At 62.9% G+C, this 25,044-nt stretch carries 11 protein-coding genes and 1 pseudogene; 8 read left to right on the forward strand and 4 right to left on the reverse strand.

What is annotated here, in order from left to right:
* Window positions 1-66 precede the first annotated feature (66 nt).
* Window positions 67-327, reverse strand: a complete 261-nt coding sequence (bhsA, locus tag ACJ8PI_RS16630; protein ID WP_033636189.1) for a multiple stress resistance protein BhsA — start codon at window positions 325-327, stop codon at window positions 67-69.
* 196 nt (window positions 328-523) lie between these two features.
* Between bhsA and ACJ8PI_RS16635 the strand changes: the two genes are divergently transcribed.
* The 5 genes from ACJ8PI_RS16635 to ACJ8PI_RS16655 all read left to right on the forward strand — a co-directional run bounded on the left by ACJ8PI_RS16635 (window position 524) and on the right by ACJ8PI_RS16655 (window position 5,627).
* The gene (locus ACJ8PI_RS16635; RefSeq protein WP_041036882.1) at window positions 524-967 is read left to right on the forward strand and encodes a lipocalin-like domain-containing protein; all 444 of its coding nucleotides are present in this window, start codon (window positions 524-526) and stop codon (window positions 965-967) included.
* Complete coding sequence (locus tag ACJ8PI_RS16640) at window positions 964-1,632, forward strand: glutathione S-transferase family protein (protein ID WP_039569625.1); 669 nt, start codon at window positions 964-966, stop codon at window positions 1,630-1,632. The genes ACJ8PI_RS16635 and ACJ8PI_RS16640 overlap by 4 nt, the downstream gene beginning before the upstream one ends.
* A gap of 47 nt (window positions 1,633-1,679) precedes the next feature.
* Window positions 1,680-2,087 (forward strand): VOC family protein, encoded by a 408-nt coding sequence (locus ACJ8PI_RS16645; protein ID WP_103830357.1) that lies wholly within the window; start codon window positions 1,680-1,682, stop codon window positions 2,085-2,087.
* 332 nt (window positions 2,088-2,419) lie between these two features.
* Window positions 2,420-3,781, forward strand: coding sequence for an NCS2 family permease (locus tag ACJ8PI_RS16650; RefSeq protein WP_033636185.1), 1,362 nt, complete (start codon window positions 2,420-2,422; stop codon window positions 3,779-3,781).
* Window positions 3,782-3,977: 196 nt separating this feature from the next.
* Window positions 3,978-5,627 carry a Na+/H+ antiporter gene (locus ACJ8PI_RS16655; protein WP_025304430.1) on the forward strand — a complete coding sequence of 550 codons (1,650 nt, stop codon included), beginning with the start codon at window positions 3,978-3,980 and terminating at the stop codon, window positions 5,625-5,627.
* A gap of 73 nt (window positions 5,628-5,700) precedes the next feature.
* Here the strand turns inward: ACJ8PI_RS16655 and ACJ8PI_RS16660 are convergent, their stop codons facing one another.
* The gene (locus ACJ8PI_RS16660; RefSeq protein WP_025304429.1) at window positions 5,701-6,588 is read right to left on the reverse strand and encodes a LysR family transcriptional regulator; all 888 of its coding nucleotides are present in this window, start codon (window positions 6,586-6,588) and stop codon (window positions 5,701-5,703) included.
* A gap of 140 nt (window positions 6,589-6,728) precedes the next feature.
* Between ACJ8PI_RS16660 and ACJ8PI_RS16665 the strand changes: the two genes are divergently transcribed.
* The 3 genes and pseudogenes from ACJ8PI_RS16665 to ACJ8PI_RS16675 form a co-directional block, all read left to right on the forward strand.
* Window positions 6,729-7,151: a CidA/LrgA family protein gene (locus ACJ8PI_RS16665; protein ID WP_004936830.1), complete on the forward strand. Its 423-nt coding sequence runs from the start codon at window positions 6,729-6,731 to the stop codon at window positions 7,149-7,151.
* Window positions 7,144-7,833, forward strand: a complete 690-nt coding sequence (locus ACJ8PI_RS16670) for an LrgB family protein (RefSeq protein WP_004936833.1) — start codon at window positions 7,144-7,146, stop codon at window positions 7,831-7,833. The genes ACJ8PI_RS16665 and ACJ8PI_RS16670 overlap by 8 nt, the downstream gene beginning before the upstream one ends.
* Before the next feature lie 705 nt (window positions 7,834-8,538).
* Window positions 8,539-23,076: pseudogene (locus tag ACJ8PI_RS16675) on the forward strand (amino acid adenylation domain-containing protein); the annotation flags it as partial.
* 48 nt (window positions 23,077-23,124) lie between these two features.
* On the opposite strand, the gene ACJ8PI_RS16680 reads toward ACJ8PI_RS16675, so the two are convergent.
* Window positions 23,125-23,823, reverse strand: a complete 699-nt coding sequence (locus tag ACJ8PI_RS16680) for a CTP synthase C-terminal region-related (seleno)protein (protein ID WP_319861418.1) — start codon at window positions 23,821-23,823, stop codon at window positions 23,125-23,127.
* Window positions 23,824-23,942: 119 nt separating this feature from the next.
* Complete coding sequence (gene lpxP / locus ACJ8PI_RS16685; RefSeq protein ID WP_033648968.1) at window positions 23,943-24,863, reverse strand: kdo(2)-lipid IV(A) palmitoleoyltransferase; 921 nt, start codon at window positions 24,861-24,863, stop codon at window positions 23,943-23,945.
* Between the last annotated feature and the right edge of the window lie 181 nt (window positions 24,864-25,044).

A 25,044-nucleotide genomic window follows, 5' to 3' on the forward strand; every position in this document is an offset into this window, starting at 1 on the left:
TGCCTGCCCACAACGAGAAAAGCCCCTTGCGGGGCTTCTTTCTTCCGTCGGTTGGCTGTTCGACGATCAGTTGAAGATTTCTGCGGTGCCGTACAGTTTGTTCTGGCCGCCGGCGGCGACGATGCGGTATGAGCTGGCGCCTGACGCAGCGGCTTTGCTGGCCAGTTCGCTTTCCAGCGCGCTCAGGTTGCTGGCGCCGCTAACGGAGACTACGCCGATTTTCTGGGCGTCTGCAGCGGGTTGGCTGGACGGCAGGTCAGCGGCGAAGGTAGCGAAAGAAGCGGTAGCCAGCAGCGCAGCGGTAGCAAAAATTTTGACGTTTTTCATGATGTATTCCTCAGCGTATTGATTGGATGAGAGCCCGTTGTCTCTCGATGTATTAAATAGTAGTGCGGCAGGCTGGAATAAAAAATCGGAGAGTTTTGAGTATCTCTGTCAAATAAACTGATTGTTTTTTCATCCGCTGGCGCGCGGTAAAAATCGCCACTACCCTTTACAGACGATCCTTAACCGGAGAAGCGTAATGACGGTAAACGCATTTATCGGCAGCTGGGCGCTGGTGTCCTCGGCATTTGAGAACCAGGACGGCGAGCTGAATTACCCGCTGGGCGAGCAGGTGCTGGGGCGCATCCATTATGAGACCAACGGCACGATGGCGGCGCAGCTTTACAGCGCCGTGCGGCCGCGTTTCGCCGCCGACGATTTGGCGCAGGGATCCGAGCGGGAGATCCGCGCCGCCTTCATCAATATGATTTGCTACTTCGGCCGCTATCAGGTGGAGGAAAGCGAGCAGCGGGTGGTGCATCAGGTCGAAGGCTGTTCGTTCCCCAACTGGGTAGGCAGCCGTCAGGTGCGTTTTTACGCTTTCAGCGGCGATCGGCTGACGTTGCGCACGGTGCCCTTGCAGCTCGGCAACGGCGTGCAGGTGGGCGAACTGGTGTGGCAGCGGACAGGAGCTTCTTTATGATCATTGTTCATCATCTCAATCATTCGCGCTCGCAGCGCATTCTGTGGTTTCTGGAAGAGCTGGGCGTGCCCTATCAGGTGCAACGCTACGAACGCGATCCGCAGACCATGCTGGCGCCGGTGGCGCTGAAAAAGATCCACCCGCTGGGCAAATCACCGGTGATCGTCGACGGCGATCTGACGCTGGCGGAATCCGGCGCCATCATCGAATACCTGCAGGAAGCCTATGACGCGCAAGGGATGTTCATGCCGACCGACTTCCACGCGCGCCAGCAATACCGCTACTGGCTGCACTACGCCGAAGGATCGCTGATGCCGCTGTTGGTGATGAAACTGGTGTTCAGCCGCCTCGGCCAGCCGCCGATCCCTTGGCTGCTGCGGCCGGTGGCCGGCGCGATCGGCAAGGGCGTGCAGCGCGAATATCTCGACAAGCAGATCGCGCCGCACTGCGAGTATCTCGAGCAGCACTTGAACAAGGGCAGCTGGTTTGTCGGCAACGACTTCAGCGCGGCGGACATTCAGATGAGCTTCCCGCTGGAGGCGATGGCGGCGCGCGGCGCGTTGGATGATTGCCCGAAACTGCGCGGCTTTCTGCAGCGTATTCATGCCCGACCCGCCTACCAGCGGGCGTTGGAGCAGGGCGGTCCTTACGACCTGCTGAGTTAAGCGGATGGGCTATACTCGATGGGGTCATTCTTCATCGGAGGTAGCCCATGGCTACGCAAATCTTCGTTAACCTGCCCGTCAGCGATCTGCCCGCCTCGATGGCGTTTTTCACCCACCTGGGTTTCACTTTCAACCCGCAATTTACCGATGACACCGCCGCGTGCATGGTGGTCAGCGACACGATTTACGTGATGCTGCTGACCCATGACAAATTCAGGGTGTTTACCCCGAACCCGATCGGCGACGCCAAGCAGGCCACCGAAGTGCTGGTATGCCTGTCGCAACCCAGCCGGGCGGCGGTGGACGAACTGGTGCGCAAGGCGGTCGCCGGCGGCGGCAACACCTACCACCCGCCGCGGGACTACGGCGTGATGTACGGCCACGGTTTTCAGGATCTGGATGGCCATATCTGGGAATTGATGTATATGGATCCCGCTGCGGTGCAGACGCAATAACCTTGCCGCGACGGCGTTCGCCGGGGCGCTCGTCGCCCCGGTTTTATCGTGCAGGCGCCATTTCCGCCGCTTTCTGCATAAATTGCCGCGATCTTTAGTTGATTAGACGCTAGGGAAGGCAGGATAATCGTTTGCCTTGAATAAACCACCATAAATCACCCGTACCGCGCACTGCGAGTTAAACGTTTGCCTTGGTGCGCATCGCCGTTGGCGCTGCGACGGAAGGGCACGGATGCGGAACGTGACGTAAACGATTACGTGACGATCGGGCGCGGGCGAGATTACAGGCCTGCTGCGACGGGCCGATTCATGAAACACAGGGGAAGTAACCTATGTCGAACTCTCAAGCGAACCACGCCGCAAAACCAACCGGCGGGCTTGATGGCTATTTTAAAATTTCCGCGCGCGGCAGCAGCGTGCGCCAGGAGGTGGTGGCGGGGCTGACCACCTTCCTGGCGATGGTGTATTCGGTGATCGTGGTGCCGAGCATGCTGGGCAAAGCGGGCTTCCCGCCGGCGGCGGTGTTTGTCTCCACTTGCCTGGTGGCCGGTCTGGGCTCGCTGCTGATGGGGTTGTGGGCTAACCTGCCGATGGCGATCGGCTGTGCGATCTCGTTGACCGCCTTCACCGCCTTCAGCCTGGTGCTGGGCCAGCACATCAGCATTCCGGTGGCGCTGGGCGCGGTGTTCCTGATGGGCGTACTGTTTACCGTCATCTCGGTCACCGGTATCCGCGCCTGGATCCTGCGCAACCTGCCGATGGGCGTGGCGCACGGCACCGGCATCGGTATCGGTCTGTTCCTGCTGCTGATCGCCGCCAACGGCGTCGGCCTGGTGGTGAAGAATCCGCTGGATGGCCTGCCGGTGGCGCTCGGCGCGTTCACCTCCTTCCCGGTGGTAATGACGCTGGTCGGCCTGGCGGTGATCTTCGGCCTGGAAAAACTGCGCGTGCCCGGCGGCATTTTGCTGGTGATCATCGCCATTTCCATCATCGGCCTGATCTTCGACCCGGCGGTGAAATACCAGGGGCTGTTCGCCATGCCGAGCCTGGCGGACGCTGACGGCAAATCGTTGATCTTCAGCCTGGATATCATGGGCGCGTTGCAGCCGGTGGTGTTGCCGAGCGTGCTGGCGCTGGTGATGACCGCGGTGTTCGACGCCACCGGCACCATCCGCGCGGTGGCCGGGCAGGCCAACCTGCTGGATAAAGACGGGCAGATCATCAACGGCGGCAAGGCGTTGACCTCGGATTCTCTGAGCAGCATCTTCTCCGGCCTGGTGGGCGCCGCGCCCGCCGCGGTCTACATCGAATCCGCCGCCGGCACCGCCGCGGGCGGCAAGACCGGCCTGACCGCCACCGTGGTCGGCATTCTGTTCCTGCTGATCCTGTTCCTGTCGCCGCTGGCCTATCTGGTGCCGGTCTATGCCACCGCACCGGCGCTGATGTACGTCGGCCTGCTGATGCTGAGCAACGTCACCAAGCTGGACTTCAACGACTTCGTCGACGCGATGGCCGGCCTGCTGTGCGCGGTGTTCATCGTGCTGACCTGCAACATCGTTACCGGCATCATGCTGGGCTTCAGCTCTCTGGTCATCGGCCGCATCTTCTCCGGCGAATGGCGCAAGCTGAACATCGGCACCGTGCTGATCGCCGTGGCGCTGGTGGCGTTCTACGCCGGCGGCTGGGCGATCTAAGCCCTCGGGTTTCCCTCGCCCGGCGGGCGGGGGAAGCTGTCACGGCATTTCCCTTCTTAAGATAAGTCTTCTTCTGCTCTGCACCGCGTTTTGAAAGGCACAACAAGCTTTAACGGCTGTAAAAAAAGTGATCTACTATCGGGACCAACGCAGGCCCTGAGCCGATGTCGTCTGAATCGTAGAGTCTAAGGAAAGCATGGAAATCTTTTTTACAATCCTCATTTTGATCCTGGTGGTCTCCCTGTCCGGGGTGGTGACGCGCATGTTGCCGTTCCAGGTGCCGCTGCCGCTGATGCAAATCGCCATCGGGGCCCTGTTGGCCTGGCCGCATTTCGGGCTGCACGTCGACTTTGATCCCGAACTGTTCCTGGTGCTGTTCATTCCGCCGCTGCTGTTCGCCGACGGCTGGAAAACGCCGACGCGCGAATTCCTGCACCACGGGCGTGAAATTCTCGGCCTGGCGCTGGTGCTGGTGCTGATCACCGTGGTCGGCGTCGGTTATCTGATCTACGCCATGGTGCCGGGCATTCCGCTGGTGGCAGCCTTCGCGCTGGCGGCGGTGCTGTCGCCGACCGATGCCGTGGCGCTGTCCGGCATCGTCGGCAAAGGGCGCATTCCCAAGCCGATCATGGGCGTGCTCGAGGGCGAGGCGCTGATGAACGACGCGTCCGGCCTGGTGTCGCTCAAGTTCGCCATCGCGGTGGCGATGGGCACCATGGTGTTCACCGTGGGCGGCGCAACCCTCGAGTTTCTCAAAGTGGCGATCGGCGGCCTGCTGGCCGGCGTGGCGGTCACCTGGACCTACAGTAAATCGCTGCGGGTGATGAGCCGCTGGAGCGGCGACGATCCGGCGACCCAGATCGTGTTCCTGCTGCTGCTGCCGTTCGCTTCTTACCTGATCGCCGAACACATCGGCGTCTCTGGCATCCTGGCGGCGGTAGCGGCGGGGATGACCATCAGCCAATCCGGCGTGATCCGCAACGCGCCCCTGGCGATGCGCCTGCGCGCCAACAGCGTATGGGCGATGCTGGAGTTCGTGTTCAACGGCATGGTGTTCATCATGTTGGGCCTGCAGCTGCCGGGCATTCTTGAAACCTCTATCCTGCAGGCGGAGCTGGATCCGACCATCCAGACCTGGTACCTGTTCGCCGACGTGGCCACCATCTACGCCGCGCTGCTGGTGCTGCGTTTCACCTGGCTGTGGGTGATGAAGAAAGCCAGCAACCGCTTTATGAAAAAGCGCCCGCTGCAGTTTGGCGACTACAGCACGCGTGAGCTGTGGGTGGCGTCGTTCGCCGGGGTGCGCGGGGCGATTACCCTGGCCGGTGTGCTGTCGATACCGCTGTTGCTGAGCGACGGCACCGCCTTCCCGGCGCGCTATCAGCTGGTGTTTATCGCCGCCGGGGTGATCCTGCTGTCGTTGATCGTCGGCGTGCTGGCATTGCCGCTGCTGCTGCGCGGCGTTCAGGTGGCCGACAAGAGCGCCAGCAAACACGAAGAGCGCATGGCGATCGCCATGGCGGCCGAAGTGGCGATCGAGAGCGTGAATAAAATGGAAGAGCGTCTGGTCGCCGATACCGAAGAGAACCTCGATCCGCAGGTGTTGAAAGAGGTCAGCTCGCGGGTGACGGGCATGTTGCGGCGGCGCATCGCGTCGAAAGACGATATCGAGAATGCGCTGGCGATGGAAAACCTCGAGCGGCGTTTCCGCCTGACGGCGCTGCGCGCCGAGCGCGGCGAGCTGTACCACCTGCGTGCCACGCAGAAAATCAGCAACGAGACGCTGCAAAAACTGCTGCACGATCTCGACCTGCTCGAAGCGCTGCTGATCGAGCGCGAAGGGTAAACCTCAGAAGAGGAATCATGTTTTCCTCTTTATTTCTTCCCGAAGGGCCGCCTGTGCGGCCCTTGTTTTTTGGCTACTTGAGCGGCGGCCAGTAGTCGCGGCAGCAGGCGATCCAGGCCTGCGCGCTGTGCGACAGGTAGCTGCCCTGGCGCCAGATCAGCCCGATTTTCCACTCCATGCGCGGCTCCAGCGGCAGCCAGACCAGGTTTTCCTTGTCCAGCCAGCGGCAGACCGGCTCCGGCAGCATGGCGATGCCCACGCCGGCCTGCACCATTGAGGCGAGGAAATCCCATTGGCCGCTGCGCACCGCGATTTGCGGTTCAAAACCGGCCTGGCGAAACGCCTTCATCAGCATCTTGTACAGCGCAAAGTCTTCGTTATAAATCAGGATCGGGCTGTCGGCCAATTCGGCGATATTGATGCGGGTGCGGTTGAGCCACTGCGGCGTGCGCGGCGCCACCACGCACATCGGATGGCCCAGCAGCGGCAGAAAGGTCAGCGGCTGTTCCGAATCGAAGGGCAGCACCGTCATCGCCAGATCCAGTTCGCCGGACATCACCGCCTGTTCGACCGACAGCCCGCCCAGCTCGGAAATTTTTAATTCGATGCCGGGGTAGGTCTGGCGAAAGCGGCGGATCAGATCGGCGATCTGCCTGCCCACCATCGGCGGAATGCCCAGCCGCAGCACGCCCTTTTTCACCGAGCTGATGTCTTCCAGCTCCGCCTCCAGCTGGCGGAATTCGTCGAGGATCGTCAGGCCGCGCTGATACACCGCCTGGCCGCTGTCGGTCAGGCGCAGCTTGCGGCCTTCGCGGATCAGCAGCGTGCATTCCAGCTCCTCTTCCAGATGCCGCAGCATCTTGCTGATGGTGGGCTGGGTGACGAACAGTTTTTCCGCCGCGCGGGTGAAGCTTTGCTGGCGCACCACTTCAACGAAGTAGCGCAGGGTGCGGACATCCACGTTAGGGTTCTCCTTGAGGGCGCTACCGGCGGGAAACTATTCCCGGACGGCATGATGTCGATAATTTTAATTCATTTCAGGCGTGGTTTCCCGGCTGCGTATACTGTAGGCCGTCAATTTATTGTTTGAGGTCATCTTTCATGTCTCTGGCGTTACGCCGCGTTGCCCCCTCCCTGCTGACCCGTTTGCAGGTGCCGATTCAGGTGGCGTTGTATGCGGCGCTGTTCCTGATCGCCGATCGCCTGGTGCAACAATTCCACCTGCCGCTCCCCGCCAATATCGTCGGCATGCTGATGCTGCTGGCGCTGATCCTGCTGCGCATTCTGCCGCTGAGCTGGGTCAAGGCCGGCTCCCGCTGGCTGCTGGCGGAAATGCTGCTGTTCTTCGTGCCGGCGGTGGTGGCGGTGGTCAACTATGCTCAGTTGCTGATGGTCGAGGGCTGGAAGATCTTTCTGGTGATCGCGGTCAGCACCATGCTGACGCTGGGCGCTACCGGGCTGGTGGTGGACAGGGTGTATCGGCTGGAGATTTGGCTGCAGCGGCGGAAGCAGCGCCATGAATGATTTTATCCTCAGCCTGGCCTGCTTCCTGGCGACGCTGGCGCTTTACTTCGCCAACAAGAAGCTGTACCGCCGCCGCCGCACGTTGCTGCTGATGCCGCTGGTGTTGACGCCGATGATCCTGGTGCTGCTGCTGGTGGTCACTCATATCTCTTATCAGGACTACATCGGCGAAACCCACTGGCTGCTGTGGCTGCTGGGGCCGGCGACCATCGCCTTTGCGGTGCCGGTGTACGAGAATTTGCATATCATCCGCCGCCACTGGCTGTCGCTGACCGCCGGGGTAACGACGGCGGTGCTGGTGGCGGTGTACAGCTCGGTGTGGCTGGCGCGCCTGCTGACGCTACCGGAAGAGGTGCAGCGCAGCCTGGCGGTGCGTTCGATTACCACGCCGTTCGCGCTGGAGGCCGCCAAACAGATGGGCGGGCAGCCGGATCTGGTGGCGCTGTTCGTGGTGATCACCGGGGTGTTCGGCATGGCGGTGGGCGACATTCTGTTTCTGCGGCTGGCGGTGCGCAGCCGCCTGGCGAAGGGAGCCGGGTTTGGCGCCTCGTCGCACGGCGCCGGCACCGCCCGCGCTTATGAACTGGGGCCGCAGGAGGGCGTGGTGTCGAGCCTGGTGATGATGTTGGCCGGCATTATCACGGTGGTGGCCGCGCCGCTGATCGGTCGGCTGATGTGGTAAGACCTCTCGGGGCGGGCTCTGCCGCCCCGTTTTACGTTGTCTGGCATTGGGAACGATGCCGTTGATTGACGCCCGAAAAAACGAAGAAATTTTTCAGCATAATTTTTCCCATCGTTATAACAAAAAACGATAGATGCGCCGCGAGCAAAATTGCCGTTCATTTTAAATGCCAATGAATTAATTAAATAATAAATTATTATCATAAAAACAATAAAGTATAACTTATTGATATCGAGAGGCTCTTATCGTAAGCATTGCTGCACATTAACTGAGGTGAATAATACAAAAGAATATGAGTTCCTCTCTAATTATCTCAGATTAATACAAGCGGAATACGCTCGTCATCCCTGAGTAATATCGGGGAAATAAAATGGTCATTTATTCCCTTTCGCACATTTCGCCAAAAAAAATATCCTCTCCTATACTTCACAGCTCAACAAATTGAGGCACAGGGGGAACCTCTGGATTAACCATTTCATCCTTTCTTAGTTGGGGGGAGACCCAACTTTTCTACGGTTTTTTTATTCTGACCTGAACTGTCGGACGGCCAGGCTTTGCCTAAATCCGGACGGTCCCTTTCATTAACGTAATGAAAACGTGCTAGAGAATATTATGAACAAACAAACTGATGTGAAGAGTGGGGAACTCCGTACGGGTGCTCAGGCCGCGGCGGAGAAAGTCGAACTGCATGAAATGACTATCGCCCAGCGTGAACTCTGGCTGGGGGAAAATATTTCCAAAGAGTTGTCGTTCAATATCTGGGGCTATGGGCAGGTTGACGGGCCTCTCGACGTTAAGCTGCTGCGGCAAGCCATCGATGCTATCGTCGAAGAAACGCCGGCTCTGCAAGCGCATTTTGTGGAAAAAGACGGTGAGCTTTATCAATACCGCGCGCCACGCACACATGAGCCGCTGTTCACACTCGATCTCAGTAAGGAACCCGATCCCCTGCAGGCGGCCAGACGCTGGATGGTGGCGGATGCGGCGCTGCCGCGCCGCGCCACGGGAGAGGAACCTTTTAGTTTTTATGTGATTACGCTCGCTCCGCAGCGCTATGTCCTCTATCGGCGTTTCCACCATATGATCACCGACGGCCGCAGTGCCGAGGAAGTGATGCGGCGCATCGCGGCTTACTATAACGCGCTGGTGTCCGGCGGTGTCATCCCTGAATTCGCCAACTGCAATTTCTCTCTGCTTTATGAAAACGACATCAAATACCGCGACTCTTCACGCTTTTCTTCCGATCAGGCTTTTTGGCGGGAATATACTGCCGCTGCGCCGCAGAGTTTGTCGCGTAGAGCCATATTGACCCCGGACGCCGCGATGAACCGCAACACGCAGCTGCTGGAAAAAGAGGCATTGGATCAGCTGCAGCAACAAGCTGACAATATCGGCGTACACCGCGCACATATATTGGCCGCCGCCGTAGCATTATGTTTCTACAGCCTGACCGGCAGTGAATATCTTAATTTCAGCATGCCGGTGACCGGAACGAGAGAACGAAACAGTATTGGTATGACCTCTAACGTTGTCCCTTTGATTATCAAGGTTGAACCCCAGCTGAGTCTGGCCGAATTTATCCAAAAGGTCGCAGCCGAAATAGCAAAAGTGGTTCGTCATCAATTATATCGTGGGGAGGACATTCGGCGTGACAATGGCGCGACGGATTCCGCCTGGTTTGGCCCTTCAATTAACATTGTTTCTTTCGACCACGGCGATCCTTTCTGGGGATGCCGCACCCGTTGGTATTATGGCGGGAATATTCCGTCCGGCGATCTACAGATTATGCTGTATGAAGACCAGCAGGCGAATGAGCTGGACGTCACTTTTTCTGACGCCGATTATGCAAATTCATTAGGCGATCTGGATGTTTTGCAGCGCCGTTTCCAGTTTATTTTACGGGCGCTGAACGCATCAACGGCGGGGACGATCGAGGCGTTGGATCGGCAAGTGGCGGCGCTGGCGGATGCCGAGGCCGGCGGCAGCTTTTACACCAACCGTCGGCAACCGCCTGCTGGCGGCATCATTCGTTGGGATCGCCCGGCTGAGGCGCTGCAGCGCCTGGTGAGCTCGCTGAGCCATGGCGCGGGATGCGCGGCGAAGATGCTGCTGGCGGAGCGCGTGTTGGGCGTGACGGCGCTGCAGGCGGTGAGCGATGAGCGGCAGGCCGAACCCGGTACCCTGCTGCACGTCGAGGCCGACGGCTGGGTAATTGCCGCGAACCCCGGCGTGGTGCGCGTCGGGCCGTTCTTGCGCGCCGACGGCTCGGCTCAGCCAGGCGATGCGCTGGCGCAGGCCTGCGGCCTGTCTGTCGGCTCGGTCTTGCCGACGATTAACGCTGCCGAAGCCTCGCTGTTAGGCGCGGCGTATGGCGCCAGCGCCGATAGCGCCGCTTTTTGGCAACCGCGCCTGACGCGTTATTATCCGGCGCCGTTCCCGCCGGGGCCTGGCCGCCAGGCGGATCTTCCCGCACGCTGGCAGGCGACGGCTTGGCAGCGCATGGAAAAAATTGCCGGCGAGCAGGTGCTGGCGGCAGCAACCCTTTATCTGGCGCGCATGTGCAATGAAACCGATTTTCAGCTGGGGTGGATCACCCCGGACGATCGGAATTGGGGGCGTTGGGCTCACCTGAGCGCGCGCGTGCTGCCGCTGCAGGTCTCTGTTGATCACACCGGCAATTTCCAGCAGGCGTTGGCCGCGCTGGAACAGGAATATAGCCAGCTGCGCGCTCATGCCGATTATCATCCCGCGTTGCTGACGCGCGATGCGGACCTGCGAGCGTCTCAGACTTGGCCGACGGCGGTATCGATCGTCAGCCGGCGCTCGGCGCAGGGGTTGCAGCCTGAAGACGAGGGGGTTGCCGCCATCATGGCTTCCGGCTCGCGCGCGGTATTGCAAATCTGCAAGGCTGACGGCGCTTTCCGTTGGGTCTACGACGCCGCCTCCGTGGCTGACGAGCAGATGTTGCGGGCGACGCAACATCTGCTGATGCTGCTCAACGACGCGGTGAGGGCGGGTTCTCATCGTCGCACCGTCGGCGAACTCAGTCTGGTTTCCGAGGAAGAACGCGCGCAGTTGCTGCAGGGCCTCAACCACACCGTCGCTTCACATTCGCCGACGGCCTGTCTGCACCGGTTGTTCGAAGCACAGGTTAAACGGACGCCGGAGGAGATCGCGGTGACGTATGGCGATGACAGCCTGACCTACGCGGAATTGAATACCCAGGCGAACCGTTGGGCCCATTGGCTGGTACAGCTTGGCGTGCAGCCGGACAGCCTGGTGGCGCTGTGTGCCGGGCGTGGGCTGCCGATGCTGGTCGGGCTGCTGGGGATACTCAAAGCCGGCGGCGCCTATGTGCCGCTGGATCCCGCCTATAGCGGCGAGCGGCTACAGTACATCCTGGCGGACTCAGCGCCGGTGCTGCTGTTGGCGGATGAGCTCGGCCGACAAGCGCTGGGTGACTGCGAGGTGCCGGTGCTGGCGCTGGAACAGCCACTGACGGGAGAAAGCGACGATCTGCAGGACGTCGGGGTGCGCCCGGCGCACCTGGCATATGTGATTTATACCTCCGGCTCGACCGGCAAACCCAAAGGGGTGATGGTGGAGCACCGGCAGGTCGCGCGGTTGTTCAGCGCGACGAACGCCTGGTTCAACTTCAGCGCCGCCGACAGGTGGTGCCTGTTCCACTCATTCGCCTTCGACTTCTCGGTCTGGGAGATCTGGGGCGCCTGGCTGTATGGCGGCCAGCTGTTCATCGTACCGCAGGCGATCGCCCGCTCGGCGCCGGATTTTTATCATTTCGTCTGCCGCAGCGGCATCACGGTATTGAACCAGACGCCGAGCGCCTTCAAAGCCTTTATCCAGGCTCAGGCGCACAGCGAAGCGCGCCAGCAGCTACGCGAGATCGTGTTCGGTGGCGAAATGCTGAAGCCTTGCGATCTTGCGCCGTGGTTTGCTCGTCCAGAGAACCGGCAGACACGGTTGATCAACATGTACGGTATCACCGAGACCACGGTGCATGTGACTTATCGGCCGCTGTCGGCGCAGGATACGGCGATCACCACCAGTCCGATCGGCAGCCGCATCCCGGATTTGCGCATGTATCTGCTGGGCGCCGACGGCGAACCGGTGCCGATGGGGGCGATCGGCGAACTGTACGTCGGCGGCGAAGGGGTGGCGCGGGGTTACCTGAACCGGCCCGAATTGACGGCGGAACGTTTTCTCGATGATCCTTTCAACCGGGCGCCGGGTGCGCGCATGTATCGTACCGGCGATCTGGCGCGCTATCTGCCGGGGGGCGATATCGAATACCTGGGGCGCAATGACCAGCAGGTAAAAATCCGCGGTTTCCGTATCGAATGCGGCGAGGTGGAGGCTCAGCTGAGTACCGATCCGCGCGTGCGCAGCGTAGCCGTGGACGCGATTGACGATGGCGACGGGGGCAAGCGACTGGTGGCGTGGGTGGTTCCGGCACCGGAAGCCGAACGCGCTACGCTGGCGACCGGGCTGCGTCAGCATCTGCAGGCGCGGCTGCCGGATTATATGGTGCCGGTGGCTTACGTTTGGCTGGAGGCGTTGCCGCTGACCGGCAACGGCAAATTGGACAAGCGGGCTCTGCCGGTGCCGCAGGTCGACGCCTATGTGCGTGAAGCCTATGCGCCGCCGCAGGGCGAGGCGGAAAATCTGCTGGCGGCTATCTGGCGCGAGCTGCTGGGCGTAGAGCGCGTCGGTCGCTATGACCACTTCTTCGAACTGGGCGGGCATTCGCTGATGGCGGTGCGCTTGGCTAACCGCGTGCAACAGGCCGGATGGCAGTTACCGTTGCAGGCGCTGTTCGCCAGCCCGGTACTGCACGTGCTGGCGCAGGCGCTGGAAGTTGCGCCGGCTCAGGAACCGCTGCCGATACTGCCGGTGGCGCGCGACGGCGATTTGCCCCTGTCGTTCGCCCAGCAACGCCTGTGGTTCCTGACCCAGTTGGAGGGGATGAGCGAAACCTACCATATCCCCCTGGCGCTGCGGCTGCACGGCCGGTTGGACCGGCAGGCGCTGCAACATAGTCTGGATGCGCTCTATGCGCGTCACGAATCGCTGCGTAGCCGGTTCATCACCCGGGAAGATCGGCCACAGGTGCAGATTTTGCCGGCAAACGGGCTGCCGCTTGCGTTCCACGATCTGCGACGTCACCCCGCGCAAGCCGACACGCTGTGCCGTCAGGCGGCCACTCAACCGTTCGATTTGACGCAGGGGCCGCTGGTGCGCGCCGCGCTGATCCGCCTGGCGGATGAGGAGCACCTGTTCCTGCTCACCTGTCATCACATCATTTCCGACGGTTGGTCGACCGGCATTCTGCTGCGTGAACTGGGGGCGTTGTACGGTGCTTTGCGTCGCGGCGATGCCGATCCGCTGCCGCCGCTGACGCTGCAATACCCGGATTATGCCGCCTGGCAGCGTCGCTATCTGACGCCGGAGCGGCTGGCGGCGCAGGCGCAATACTGGCGCGAAACGCTGATCGGTGCGCCGGCGCTGCTGACGCTGCCGACTGACCGGCCGCGTCCGACGGTGCAGTCTTTCAGCGGCGGGGAGGTGCCGATCGCGATAGACGCCGAGCTGACGCAGGCACTGCGGCAGTTCAGCCGGCAGCATGGCGGCACGCTGTTCATGACGGTGCTGGCGGCCTGGAGCCTGGTGCTGGCGCGCATGGCCGGGCAGCAGGAGCTGGTGATCGGCACGCCGGAGGCCAACCGTGGCCGGCTGGAAACCGAATCGTTGGTCGGCTTCTTCGTCAGCACGCTGGCGCTGCGCATCGATCTTCGCGACGATCCGGATCTGCCGACGCTGATCGCGCGGATCCGCCACACGGTGCTGACGGCGCAGGAAAATCGCGATCTGCCGTTCGAGCAGGTGGTGGAGCTGGTCAATCCGCCGCGTCATCTGGGCTATACCCCGCTGTTCCAGGTGATGCTGGCCTGGCAGGACGGCTCGGTGCGCGATATTCCGCTGCCTGGGCTGCAGGCCGAGCTGGCCGGGCTGGAATACAGCGCGGCGAAGTTTGATCTGACGCTCGATCTGGCCGATACCGGCGAAGGCATCAGCGGTACGCTGAACTTCGCCACGGCATTGTTCGATCGCGCCACCGTCGAACGCTACGGCGTTTACCTGGTACAGGCGCTGCGGGCGATGACGCTGAATAGCCCACGGTCAGTATCCCATATCGATTTGTTGCCGCCCGCCGAACGGGAGCATCTGCTGCATGGCTGGAACCGCACCGAGCGTGACTACCCGCTGGATCAGACGCTGACGGCGCTGTTCGAGCAGCAGGTGCATCGCACGCCGGACGCCACCGCGCTGGTGAGCGGCGCGGAAAGCCTGAGCTACGCCCAGCTGAACGCCCGCGCCAACCGGCTGGCGCACGCGCTGATAGCGCGCGGCGTCGGCCCGGACAGCCGGGTGGCGGTGTGCGCCGAACGCGGCCTGAACATGGTGACGGCGCTGTTCGGCATCCTCAAGGCCGGCGGCGCCTATGTGCCGCTCGATCCGGCCTATCCGGGCGAACGCCTGCAGTACATCCTGCAGGATGCCGACCCGGTGCTGCTGCTGGCGGACGCCGCCGGCCGGGCGGCGCTGGGCGAACCCGTGACGCCGCAGCTGGCGCTGGAGGCGGCGTTGCCGGAGACGCTGAGTGCCGAGAACCCGGCACCGCGCGCGCAGGCGTCGCACCTGGCGTACGTGATTTACACCTCGGGCTCGACCGGTAAACCGAAGGGCGCGATGAACGAACACCGCGGGGTGGTCAACCGGCTGGTGTGGATGCAGGAGGCCTACGGCCTGACGGCGGCGGACACGGTGCTGCAAAAAACGCCGTTCGGCTTCGACGTCTCGGTGTGGGAATTCTTCTGGCCGCTGATGGTCGGCGCGCGTCTGGTAATGGCGAAGCCGGAAGGGCACAAGGATCCGGATTACCTGAGCCGCGCCATCGAACAGTATGGCGTCACCACGCTACACTTCGTGCCGTCGATGCTGCAAAGCTTCCTGGCGGACGGGCAGGCGGCGACGCGCTGCGGGCAGGTGGTGCGGGTGATGTGCAGCGGGGAAGCGCTGCCGGCGACGCTGGTGGCGGAGTTTTACCGCCGGCTGCCGCAGGCGGAGTTGCATAACCTGTATGGGCCGACGGAGGCGGCGGTGGACGTGACCGCCTGGCACTGTTCGCGGGAGGCGGAGCGGGTGTCGGTGCCGATCGGGCGGCCGATCGCCAACACGCGCATCTACCTGCTGGACGAGCGCGGGCAGCCGGTGCCGCTGGGGGCGGTGGGCGAGCTGTATATCGGCGGGGTGCAGGTGGCGCGGGGCTACCTGAACCGGCCTGAACTGACGGCGGAGCGCTTCTTGAGCGATCCGTTCGCGCCGGGCGGGCGGATGTACCGCACCGGCGACGTGGCGCGTTATCTGGCGAACGGCGACATCGAGTACCTGGGGCGCAACGATCAGCAGGTAAAAATCCGCGGCTTCCGCATCGAATGCGGCGAGATAGAGGCGGCGCTGGCGACGCACCCGGCGGTGCGCGAAGCGGTGGTGGATGCACGGGCGGTGGGCGACGACAAACGGCTGGTGGCGTGGGTGGTGCCGGCCGCGGACGTGGCGGAAGAGACGCTGGCGGGCGCGCTGCGGCAGCATGTGAGCGCGGCGCTGCCGGACTATATGGTGCCGTCGGCCTGGGTGGTGGTGGCGGCGTTGCCGCTGTCGCCGAACGGCAAACTGGATCGGCGGGCGTTGCCGGAGCCGCAGGGGGCGCAGAGCCAGGCAGCGTACGAAGCGCCGCAGGGTGAACACGAAACGCTGCTGGCGGCGATCTGGCGCGAGCTGCTGAACGTGGAGCGGGTCGGGCGCCACGATAACTTCTTCGAACTGGGAGGGCACTCGCTGCTGGCGGTGCGTCTGACCAACCGTCTGCAGCAGATGGAATGGCAGCTGCCGTTGCAGGTCCTGTTCGCCAATCCGACGCTGCTGGCATTGGCGCAGCAACTGCGGAGAACCGATGAGGCGCTGCCGCCGATCGAGGCTATGCCACGCGGCGCCGCGTTGCCGCTGTCGTTTGCTCAGCAGCGTTTGTGGTTCCTGACGCAGTTGGAAGGCCTGAGTGAAACTTACCATATTCCCCTGGCGCTGAGCCTGCGCGGCGAGCTGGATCTGCCCGCCTGGCGGCAGAGCCTGGATGCGCTCTATGCCCGCCACGAAGCGTTGCGCAGCCGGTTTGTCACCGTCGAGGGGCAGCCGCAGGCGCACATTCTGCCGGCAGACGCGCTGCCGTTGACGGTTCACGATCTGCGTGGGCGGCAGGATGCTCAGAGCCAGGCGCGGCAACTGGCGCAGCGCCTGACGGAGGCGCCTTTTGATTTGACGCAGGGGCCGCTGGTGCGCGCCGCGCTGATCCGCCTGGCGGATGAGGAGCACCTGTTCCTGCTCACCTGTCATCACATCATTTCCGACGGTTGGTCGACCGGCATTCTGCTGCGTGAACTGGGGGCGTTGTACGGCGCTTTGCGTCGCGGCGATGCCGATCCGCTGCCGCCGCTGCCGCTGCAATACGCAGATTACGCCGCCTGGCAGCGTCGCTATCTGACGCCGGAGCGGCTGGCGGCGCAGGCGCAATACTGGCGCGAAACGCTGAGCGATGCGCCGGCGCTGCTGACGCTGCCGACCGACCGGCCGCGTCCGACGGTGCAGTCTTTCAGCGGCGGGGAGGTGCCGATCGCGATCGACGCCGAGCTGACGCAGGCGCTGCGGCAGTTCAGCCGGCAGCATGGCGGCACGTTGTTCATGACGGTGCTGGCGGCCTGGAGCCTGGTGCTGGCGCGCATGGCCGGGCAGCAGGAGCTGGTGATCGGTACGCCGGAGGCCAACCGTGGCCGGCTGGAAACCGAATCGCTGGTCGGCTTCTTCGTCAGCACGCTGGCGCTGCGCATCGATCTTCGCGACGATCCTGATCTGCCGACGCTGATCGCGCGGATCCGCCACGCGGTGCTGGCGGCTCGGGAAAATCGCGATCTGCCGTTCGAGCAGGTGGTGGAGCTGGTCAATCCGCCGCGCCACCTGGGTTATACCCCGCTGTTCCAGGTGATGTTGGCCTGGCAGGACGGCTCGGTGCGCGATATCTCGCTGCCTGGGCTGCAGGCTGAGAGTGCCGAGTTGGGCTATCAGATCGCCAAGTATGATTTGACGCTCGATCTGGCGGAGCGCGACGAGCAAATCAGCGGGACGCTGAACTTCGCCACGGCGCTGTTCGACCGCGCTACCGCCGAACGTTACGGCGTTTACCTGGTGCAGGTGCTGCGGGCGATGGCGACAAATGCTACGCAGCCTGCGTCGCATCTCGATCTGCTGCCGGCTGCCGAGCGCGAACTGTTGTTGTACGGCTGGAACCGAACCGCGGAAGTTTATCCGGCGCAGAGCAGTGCCCACGTCCTGTTTGAACAGTGGGTGCAGCGTACGCCGGACGCCGTTGCGGTGGTGAACGATCGGGACAGCCTGAGCTACGCCCAATTGAACGCCCACGCCAACCAACTGGCGCACCAACTCATCGCGCAGGGCGTGCGCCCGGGCGATCGCGTGGCCACGTCGCTTGAACGCAGCGTTTCTCTGGTCATCGCCCAACTGGCGATCCTCAAGGCGGGGGGCGCTTATGTGCCGCTCGATCCGCACCTGCCCGTAGCGCGGCAGGCGTGGATCATCGGCGACAGCGGGGCGTCGTTGATCTTGTGCGATCGCGATATCGACCGCGAGATAGCCGGCGAGATCGCCTGCCTGCGTATCGATCGGCTGCGGCAGAATCCGACCCACGATCCGGCGGTGCCTCGCGCCGGCGACGCGCCGGCCTACATCATGTATACCTCGGGCTCGACCGGTACGCCTAAAGGCGTCATGGTGACGCACCAAGGCATCCTCCGGCTGGCGATCAACAATCGTTTTGCGTCGTTTGAACGCGGCGATCGCTTCGCTTTCGCCGCCAATCCGGCGTTTGACGCCAGCACGCTGGAAATGTGGGGAGCCCTGTTGAATGGCGCCAGTCTGGCGATCATTGCGCCGGAAGTGTTGACGGAAGCCGAGGCGTTGGCGGCGGCGCTGGTGCGGCAAGGGATTAACGTCTTGTTCCTGACCACCTCGTTGTTTAACCAATATGCCCATAGCATCGCCGCGACGCTGGCGCAGTTGAAATATCTGCTGAGCGGCGGTGAAGCGGCGGATCCGCACGCCTTTGCCCGCATGCTGAAAGAGGCTGGGCCGGTACGGCTGATCAACGCTTATGGGCCGACCGAGTGTACGGTGTTCGCCACGACGGCCACGATCGAGCGAGTGGATCCATGGCAGCGTTTGCCTATCGGGCGGCCGATCGGCAATACCCGGATTTATCTGCTGGATGAGCACGGGCAACCGGTGCCGCTCGGCGCGACCGGCGAGATCTACATCGCCGGCCCCGGGGTGGCGCTGGGTTATCTCAACCGCGCAGAGTTAACGGCAGAGCGATTCCTGGCGGATCCGTTTAACCCAGGCGAGCGGATGTATCGCACCGGCGATCTGGCACGCTATCTGCCGGACGGCAATATCGACTACCTGGGACGCAACGATCGGCAGGTGAAAATTCGCGGCTTCCGCATCGAATGCGGTGAGATCGAGGCGCGAGTGGCCGGTCATTCGGCGGTGCGCGAAGCGGTGGTGGATGTCCTCGGCGAAGCGGACAATAAGCGACTGGTAGCTTGGGTGGTGCCGGAGGCTGACGCGGATCGCCAGACGTTGGCGGTGACGCTGCGACAGTATCTGGCGGGGATGTTGCCGGAGTTTATGCTGCCGGCGGCCTGGGTGGCGCTGGATACGCTACCGCTGACGCCGAACGGCAAACTGGATCGGCGCGCGCTGCCTGAGCCGCAGGAGGACGCCTACGTGCGTGAGGTTTACGCCGAACCTGAAGGCGAACTGGAAACGCTGCTGGCGGGGATCTGGCGCGAGCTGCTGGGCATTGAGCGGGTCGGGCGCCACGATAACTTCTTCGAATTGGGCGGCCACTCGCTGCTGGCGGTGAAGTTGATGGCGCAGCTGCGCCGTGTCGGGCTGAGCGCCGGGGTGCAAACGCTGTTCACCGCGCCGACGCTGTCAACGCTGGCGCAGACGTTGGTCACGCAGCAGGAAGTGAGCGTGCCGGCCAACGGTATCCTACCGGGCTGCGTAGCCATTACGCCGGAGATGTTGCCGCTGGCGACGCTGAGCCAGCCGGAGATCGACGCGGTGGTGGCGCAGGTGCCGGGCGGCGTGGCCAACGTACAGGATATCTACGCCTTGTCGCCGCTGCAGGAGGGGATTTTGTTCCACCATCTGCTGGCGGAACGGGGCGACCCGTACCAGCTGTCCGCGGTGCTGCGTTTCGACAGCCGTGCGCGCCTGGACGCCTGGCTGGCGGCGATGCAGCAGGTGATCGATCGCCATGACATTCTGCGCACCGCGTTCATCACGCAGGGCGTGTCATCACCGGTGCAGGTGGTGTGGCGCAAGGCCGAGTTGTCGCTGCGAGAACTGCGGCTCAATCCGGCAGAGGGCGAGATCGGTTCGCGGCTGACGGCGTTGTTTGATCCGCGCCGCGTGCGGCCTGATCTGACGCGCGCACCGTTGCTGAGCTTTGTCGCCGCACAGGGGGAAGAAGGCAGTTGGTGCGTGCTCCAGCAATGGCATCACCTGATCGGCGACCACTCGACCCTGGCGGTGATGCAGGAGGAGATCAACCTGATCCTGGCCGGGCGCGGGGACGAACTGGCCAAGGCACCGCCGTTCCGCAACGCGGTGGCGCAGGCAAGGCTCGGCGTCAGCAAGGCAGAACACGAACGGTTCTTCCGCACTATGCTGGCGGATATCGATGAACCGTCGCTGCCGTTCGGCCTGAGCGACGTGCATGGCGAAGGGCGGGATATCTCGACGGCGCACCTGGCTTTACCGCCTGCGCTCAACCAACAGCTGCGGCGGCAGGCGCGGCGGCTGGGCGTCAGCCTGGCCAGCCTGTGCCACCTGGCCTGGGCGCAGGTGTTGGCGCGCGCTACCGGCCGCGATGAGGTGGTATTCGGCACCGTATTGTTGGGCCGCATGCAGGCCGGAGACGGGGCGGAACGGGCGCTCGGATTGTTTATCAATACGTTGCCGCTGCGGCTGGATGTCAACGAGGTCGGCGCGGAATCGGCGGTGTTGCAGGCGCACATCCGGCTGAGCGGGCTGTTGGCCCATGAGCATGCGCCGCTGGCGTTGGCGCAGCGCTGCAACGGCGTCGCCGCGGGCACGCCGCTGTTCAGTGCCCTGCTGAACTACCGGCATAACAGTGGCGAGGACACCGCATTGCCGACCGGCGTAACGCTGCTCGATAGCCAGGAACGCACCAACTATCCGTTCGTGCTGTCGGTCGAGGACGGCGGTGATTCGCTGGGCCTGACGGCGCAGGTCAGGCAGCCGATTGAAGCGCAGCGCGTGTGTGGCTATATGGCGCAGGCGTTGAGCGCATTGGCGCAGGCATTGGAGCAGGCGCCTCAGACACCGGTCTGTGAACTGGAGGTGATGCCGGATGAAGAGTATGCGCTGCAGCTGTGCCGCTGGAATCATACGGCGGAAGCTTACCCAGCGGATACCTGCGTGCACGAACTGTTTGAACAGCAGGCGCTGCAGACGCCGCAGGCCATCGCTTTGATCCAGGATGCGCAACGGCTCAGCTACGCACAGTTGAATGCGCGCGCCAACCGGTTGGCGCATCGGCTGATTGAGCGCGGCGTACAACCGGGCGACCGGGTCGCGGTGCGGCTGGCGCGCAGCATCGAACTGGTCTGCGCCCAATTGGCGGTAATCAAGGCCGGGGCGGCGTATGTGCCCATCGATCCGCAACTGCCGGCCGCGCGTCAGGCGTGGATCGCCGACGACAGCGGCGCCTGCCTGATGTTGACGGACGCCATCGGCGACGAGGAGATCCCGCAGCTGACGGTCGAGGATCGCGAAGCTGAAGATCATAACGGTAACCCGGCGTTGCGCGTGTCGAGCGGCGCGACGGCTTACATCATGTATACCTCCGGCTCGACCGGTACGCCGAAAGGCGTCATGACGCCGCACCAGGGGATCACGCGTTTGGTGCGCAACAACCGCTACGCCGCTTTTGACGCCGACGACCGCATTGCCTTTGCCGCCAATCCGGCATTTGATGCCAGCACGATGGAGGTTTGGGCCGCCCTGTTGAATGGCGGTGCGCTGGTGGTGATCGCGCCGGAGGTGATGATGGAGGCCGAGCGTCTGGCGGCCGAACTGCAACGCCATCGCATCACCACGCTGTTCTTGACCACTGCGCTGTTCAATCAGTATGTGCACAGCATCAGTGGCGCACTGGCGCAGTTGAAATATCTGATTAGCGGAGGGGAGAAAGAGGATCCGGGCGCTTATGCGCGGTTGTTGCAAGAGCGGGGGCCGGTGCACCTGATCCATGCCTATGGGCCGACGGAGACCACCACCTTTGCGACAACGGCACGTATCGAGCGGGCTGAAGGGGAGGCGCGCTTGCCGATTGGGAAACCGATCGGCAATACCCGCGCTTACTTGCTGGACGCCCGCGGGCGCCCGGTGCCGATGGGGGCGGTGGGGGAATTGCATATCGGCGGCGTGGGGGTGGCGTTGGGCTACCTGAACCGACCGGAACTGACGGCACAGCGCTTCCTGAGCGATCCGTTCAATCCGGTCGGCGGCGGCCGCATGTATCGCACCGGCGATCTGGCGCGTTATTTACCGGACGGCAGTCTTGAATACCAGGGGCGATGCGATCAGCAGATCAAGCTGCGCGGGTTCCGCATCGAACCGGGCGAGATTGAGGTGCAGCTGGCGGCGAGCCCGTGGGTGCGGGAAGCGGTGGTGCAGGTTTGTTCGACGGAACATCATCCGCGCCTGGTCGCCTGGATCGTACCGACGGCCGACGTTGACCACAGCGCGTTGCAGGGACAGCTACGGGCCTATCTGAGCGAACGTTTGCCGGAGTATATGGTGCCGTCGGCTTATGTCTGGCTGGATGCGCTGCCGTTGACCGCCAACGGCAAGCTGGATCGGCGTGCCTTGCCGGAGCCGGAGCGTGCGGCAGTCGGCACTCGGGAATATGCGGCGCCTCAGGGGGAGACCGAAACGACGCTGGCGCGGGTATGGTGCGAGCTGCTCGAGATTGGCCAGATAGGGCGCCACGACAATTTCTTCGAGCTCGGTGGCCATTCGCTGCTGGCGGTACGTCTTTCCAGCCAGCTGCGTCAGCAAGGCATCACCTTGCCGGTACAGGCGATCTTCAACCATCCGATATTGGCCGAGCTGGCCGAGCAGATAGATCGTCGCACCGCAGAGGCTCCGCTGCGCAAAGCGGTGCCGGCTCGCAGCAGCGGCAGCCGGCCGCCGCTATTCTTCGTCCCGACCGGCTTTGGCGACCACTCCTACGTGTTTGAATTGGCCAAGGAGATCGACGAGACCTTCCCGGTCTACGCTGTGCCGTGGCCGGCGGTGGAGGAGAAGCCGGCCACCATGTCCGATATGGCCGCCAGCGCCGTGGCGTTGATTCGCGAAGTGCAGCCGCAGGGGCCATACCATCTGGCGGGGTACTCTTCCGGCGGGGTGTTGGCCTATGCCATCGCCGAGCAGCTGCAATCGGCCGGGGAAGCGGTCGCCTTCCTGGGGTTGATCGACACGTTGCGGCCGGTGGAGGCGATGCACAGCCCGGTCCAGCTGTTGCTGAACTGGGTGGAGTCAACGCAGGAAAGGCCGGATCCGCAGTTCTGTCAGCAGTTGGCCGAGCTGCCGTTGCCGGAGGCGATCGCGGCCGTGCAACGCGCCGGGATCAAGACTCAGCGTGAGGAAGTGGCCGACGAGGCGGCGCTCTGGCAGCAGCGACACCACTACGCCAAACTGGTGGAAGCGACCCTGGTGCAGCCCGCATCGCTGAAAATCCATCTGTTCAAGGCGAAGCAGGAGCAGGTTTCCGTCAATTCGCAGAACGCACAGTTCCAGGCGTATTGGCAGAGGATCAAGCAGGCGGGATATTGCCGCGAAGACGCTTCCGCGTTGGGATGGGATAAGCTGCTGCCGCCGGCGACCGTCCGCGTCAGCCAGGTCAACGGCGACCATGTGTCGATGATGGAGCATCCGGTTCATCGGCGTGAACTGGGGCAACACTTCAACCTGGCGTTGCGCGAGCTCGGACAGGCGTAAGCCGGCGAGATGTATCCGATGAGAAAGCCCTCGCAAGAGGGCTTTTTTTTACCCGTTGGCGGCGGTTTTGACGAGTTCCACCACCAGCGGTGAAAGCTCGCCGCGCAGCGCGGCGCGTTCCGACTGGAACAGCGTGGCGACGTAAAAACGCCGGCCCGGCAGTTCGATGGCGCGCACGTCGCCTTCGATGTCGTGGCCGCTGACGATCAGCGGGAAGCGCTCAAGATCGGCGACGAACTCCGGATTTACGCCGAAGTTGCAGTGGTAGCCTTCATGGGTGTTCAGGCTACCGTAGGCCTGCGCGACGCGGGTGTCAGGCTGAAAAGCGATGTCGCCGGTTTTTTCCACCAGCGAACAGCTCAGCGGGGCGATCACCAATCGGCCGCCGCTGTCGGTTTCCGCATGGCCGGCGTCGTGCCAGCCCATCACGTTGCGGGCGTACTCGACGATGGCGTATTGAAAACCGCCGCATGAGCCGAGGAACGGCACGTCGTTTTCCCGCGCATGGCGGATCGCCATAAAGGCGCCGTCGTCGTAACGATACGGGCTGCCCGGCACCACCCAGATGGCGTCGAAATTTTGCAGGACGTCGGGGGAGGTCAGGGTTTCTGTCGGTAGCCATTGGGGCTGCACGTCGATGTCGAGATGGGCGGCGGTGAGCTGGAGCGCCACGGGGATGGCCTGATGGGCCACGGCTTGCGGGTTGTAATCACCGACCAGAGCAATGCGAACTTGAGCTTTCATCATTTCCTTTCCTGTGCGGGTAAAAAAGGAGATTACAGGAAAGTAGAGTGTCGAGCCGCCGCTTTTTAAACGTGGCGCACAAAAAAGCCCGGCGTTGGCCGGGCTGGAAAGAAAAAAGAGGCTCAGTACAGCGAGGGCGCGCCGGCCGGTCGGGTTTTGAAGCGGCGGTGCAGCCACATGTATTGCTCCGGCGCCCGCATGATCTCTTTCTCGATCACTTTGTTCATGTAAGCCGCCGCCGCCTGTTCGTCGCTGAGCGGGTAGTCTTCCAGGGCCGGTTGAATCAGCAGGTCGTAGCCGCGGCCGCCTTCGCGGCGGATCAGCACCACCGGCACCAATGCCGGGTTGGCCATGCGTGCCAGCATGAAGGTGCCGCTGGTGGTGGCGGCCTGATCGACGGCGAACAGCGGCGCGAATACGCTGCCGCGCGGGCCGTAGTCCTGATCCGGCGCGAACCATACCGCCTCGCCGCGCTTGAGCGCGTGCACCATGCCGCGCAGATCCTTGCGATCGATCATCGCTTTGTTGGAGCGCATGCGGCCCTTGGTCTGCGCCCACTCCATCGCCTTGTTGTTGTGCGGGCGGTACATCGCCATCATCGGCTGGCACAGGCCCATCGCCCGGCCGCCCAGCTCCAGCGACATAAAGTGCACGCCGATCACCAGCACGCCGCGATCGTCGCGCTGCGCCATTTTGAGGTGGTTGATGCCGGAGACGTTGAACCAGCGCTTGACGCGTTTATCCGACCAGAACCAGGCCATGCCGGTTTCCAGCAGGCCCATGCCGAGCGATTCGAAGTTGCCCACCACTTTACGTTCGCGCTGCGCTTCGTCCATCTCGGGGAAGCACAGTTCGAGGTTGCGGCGGGTAATGGTGACGCGACGCTTAAGAAAACGCATCGAAGTGCGCCCCATCCACACCCCCAGCCGATTGAGCAACGGGTAAGGGAGCTGTACCAGCAGGAACAGCAGAGCCAGGCCGAACCAGGTCAGCCAGTAGCGCGGGTGCAGCAAGGAAAGTTGAAATCTCTTTTGGCGTTTCATAGCAGCTCGTTTATGCGTTAGGGGGTAGCAACCTGTAACGCATAAAGGATCCACTCGATAGCGATACGACTACTCAGACACCCAAGTACGGCCAGGGTTTAGTCGGAATTCCATAATTGACTAAACATTTACATTCGAAGGGCGGTTTGCGCTGCTATCAGGCTTCGGAGGGATAGCTGTT

Origin of the sequence: Serratia sp. CY82433, from assembly GCF_052166535.1 — a bacterium.
In the GTDB taxonomy this organism is placed as follows: Bacteria; Pseudomonadota; Gammaproteobacteria; order Enterobacterales; family Enterobacteriaceae; genus Serratia; species Serratia sarumanii.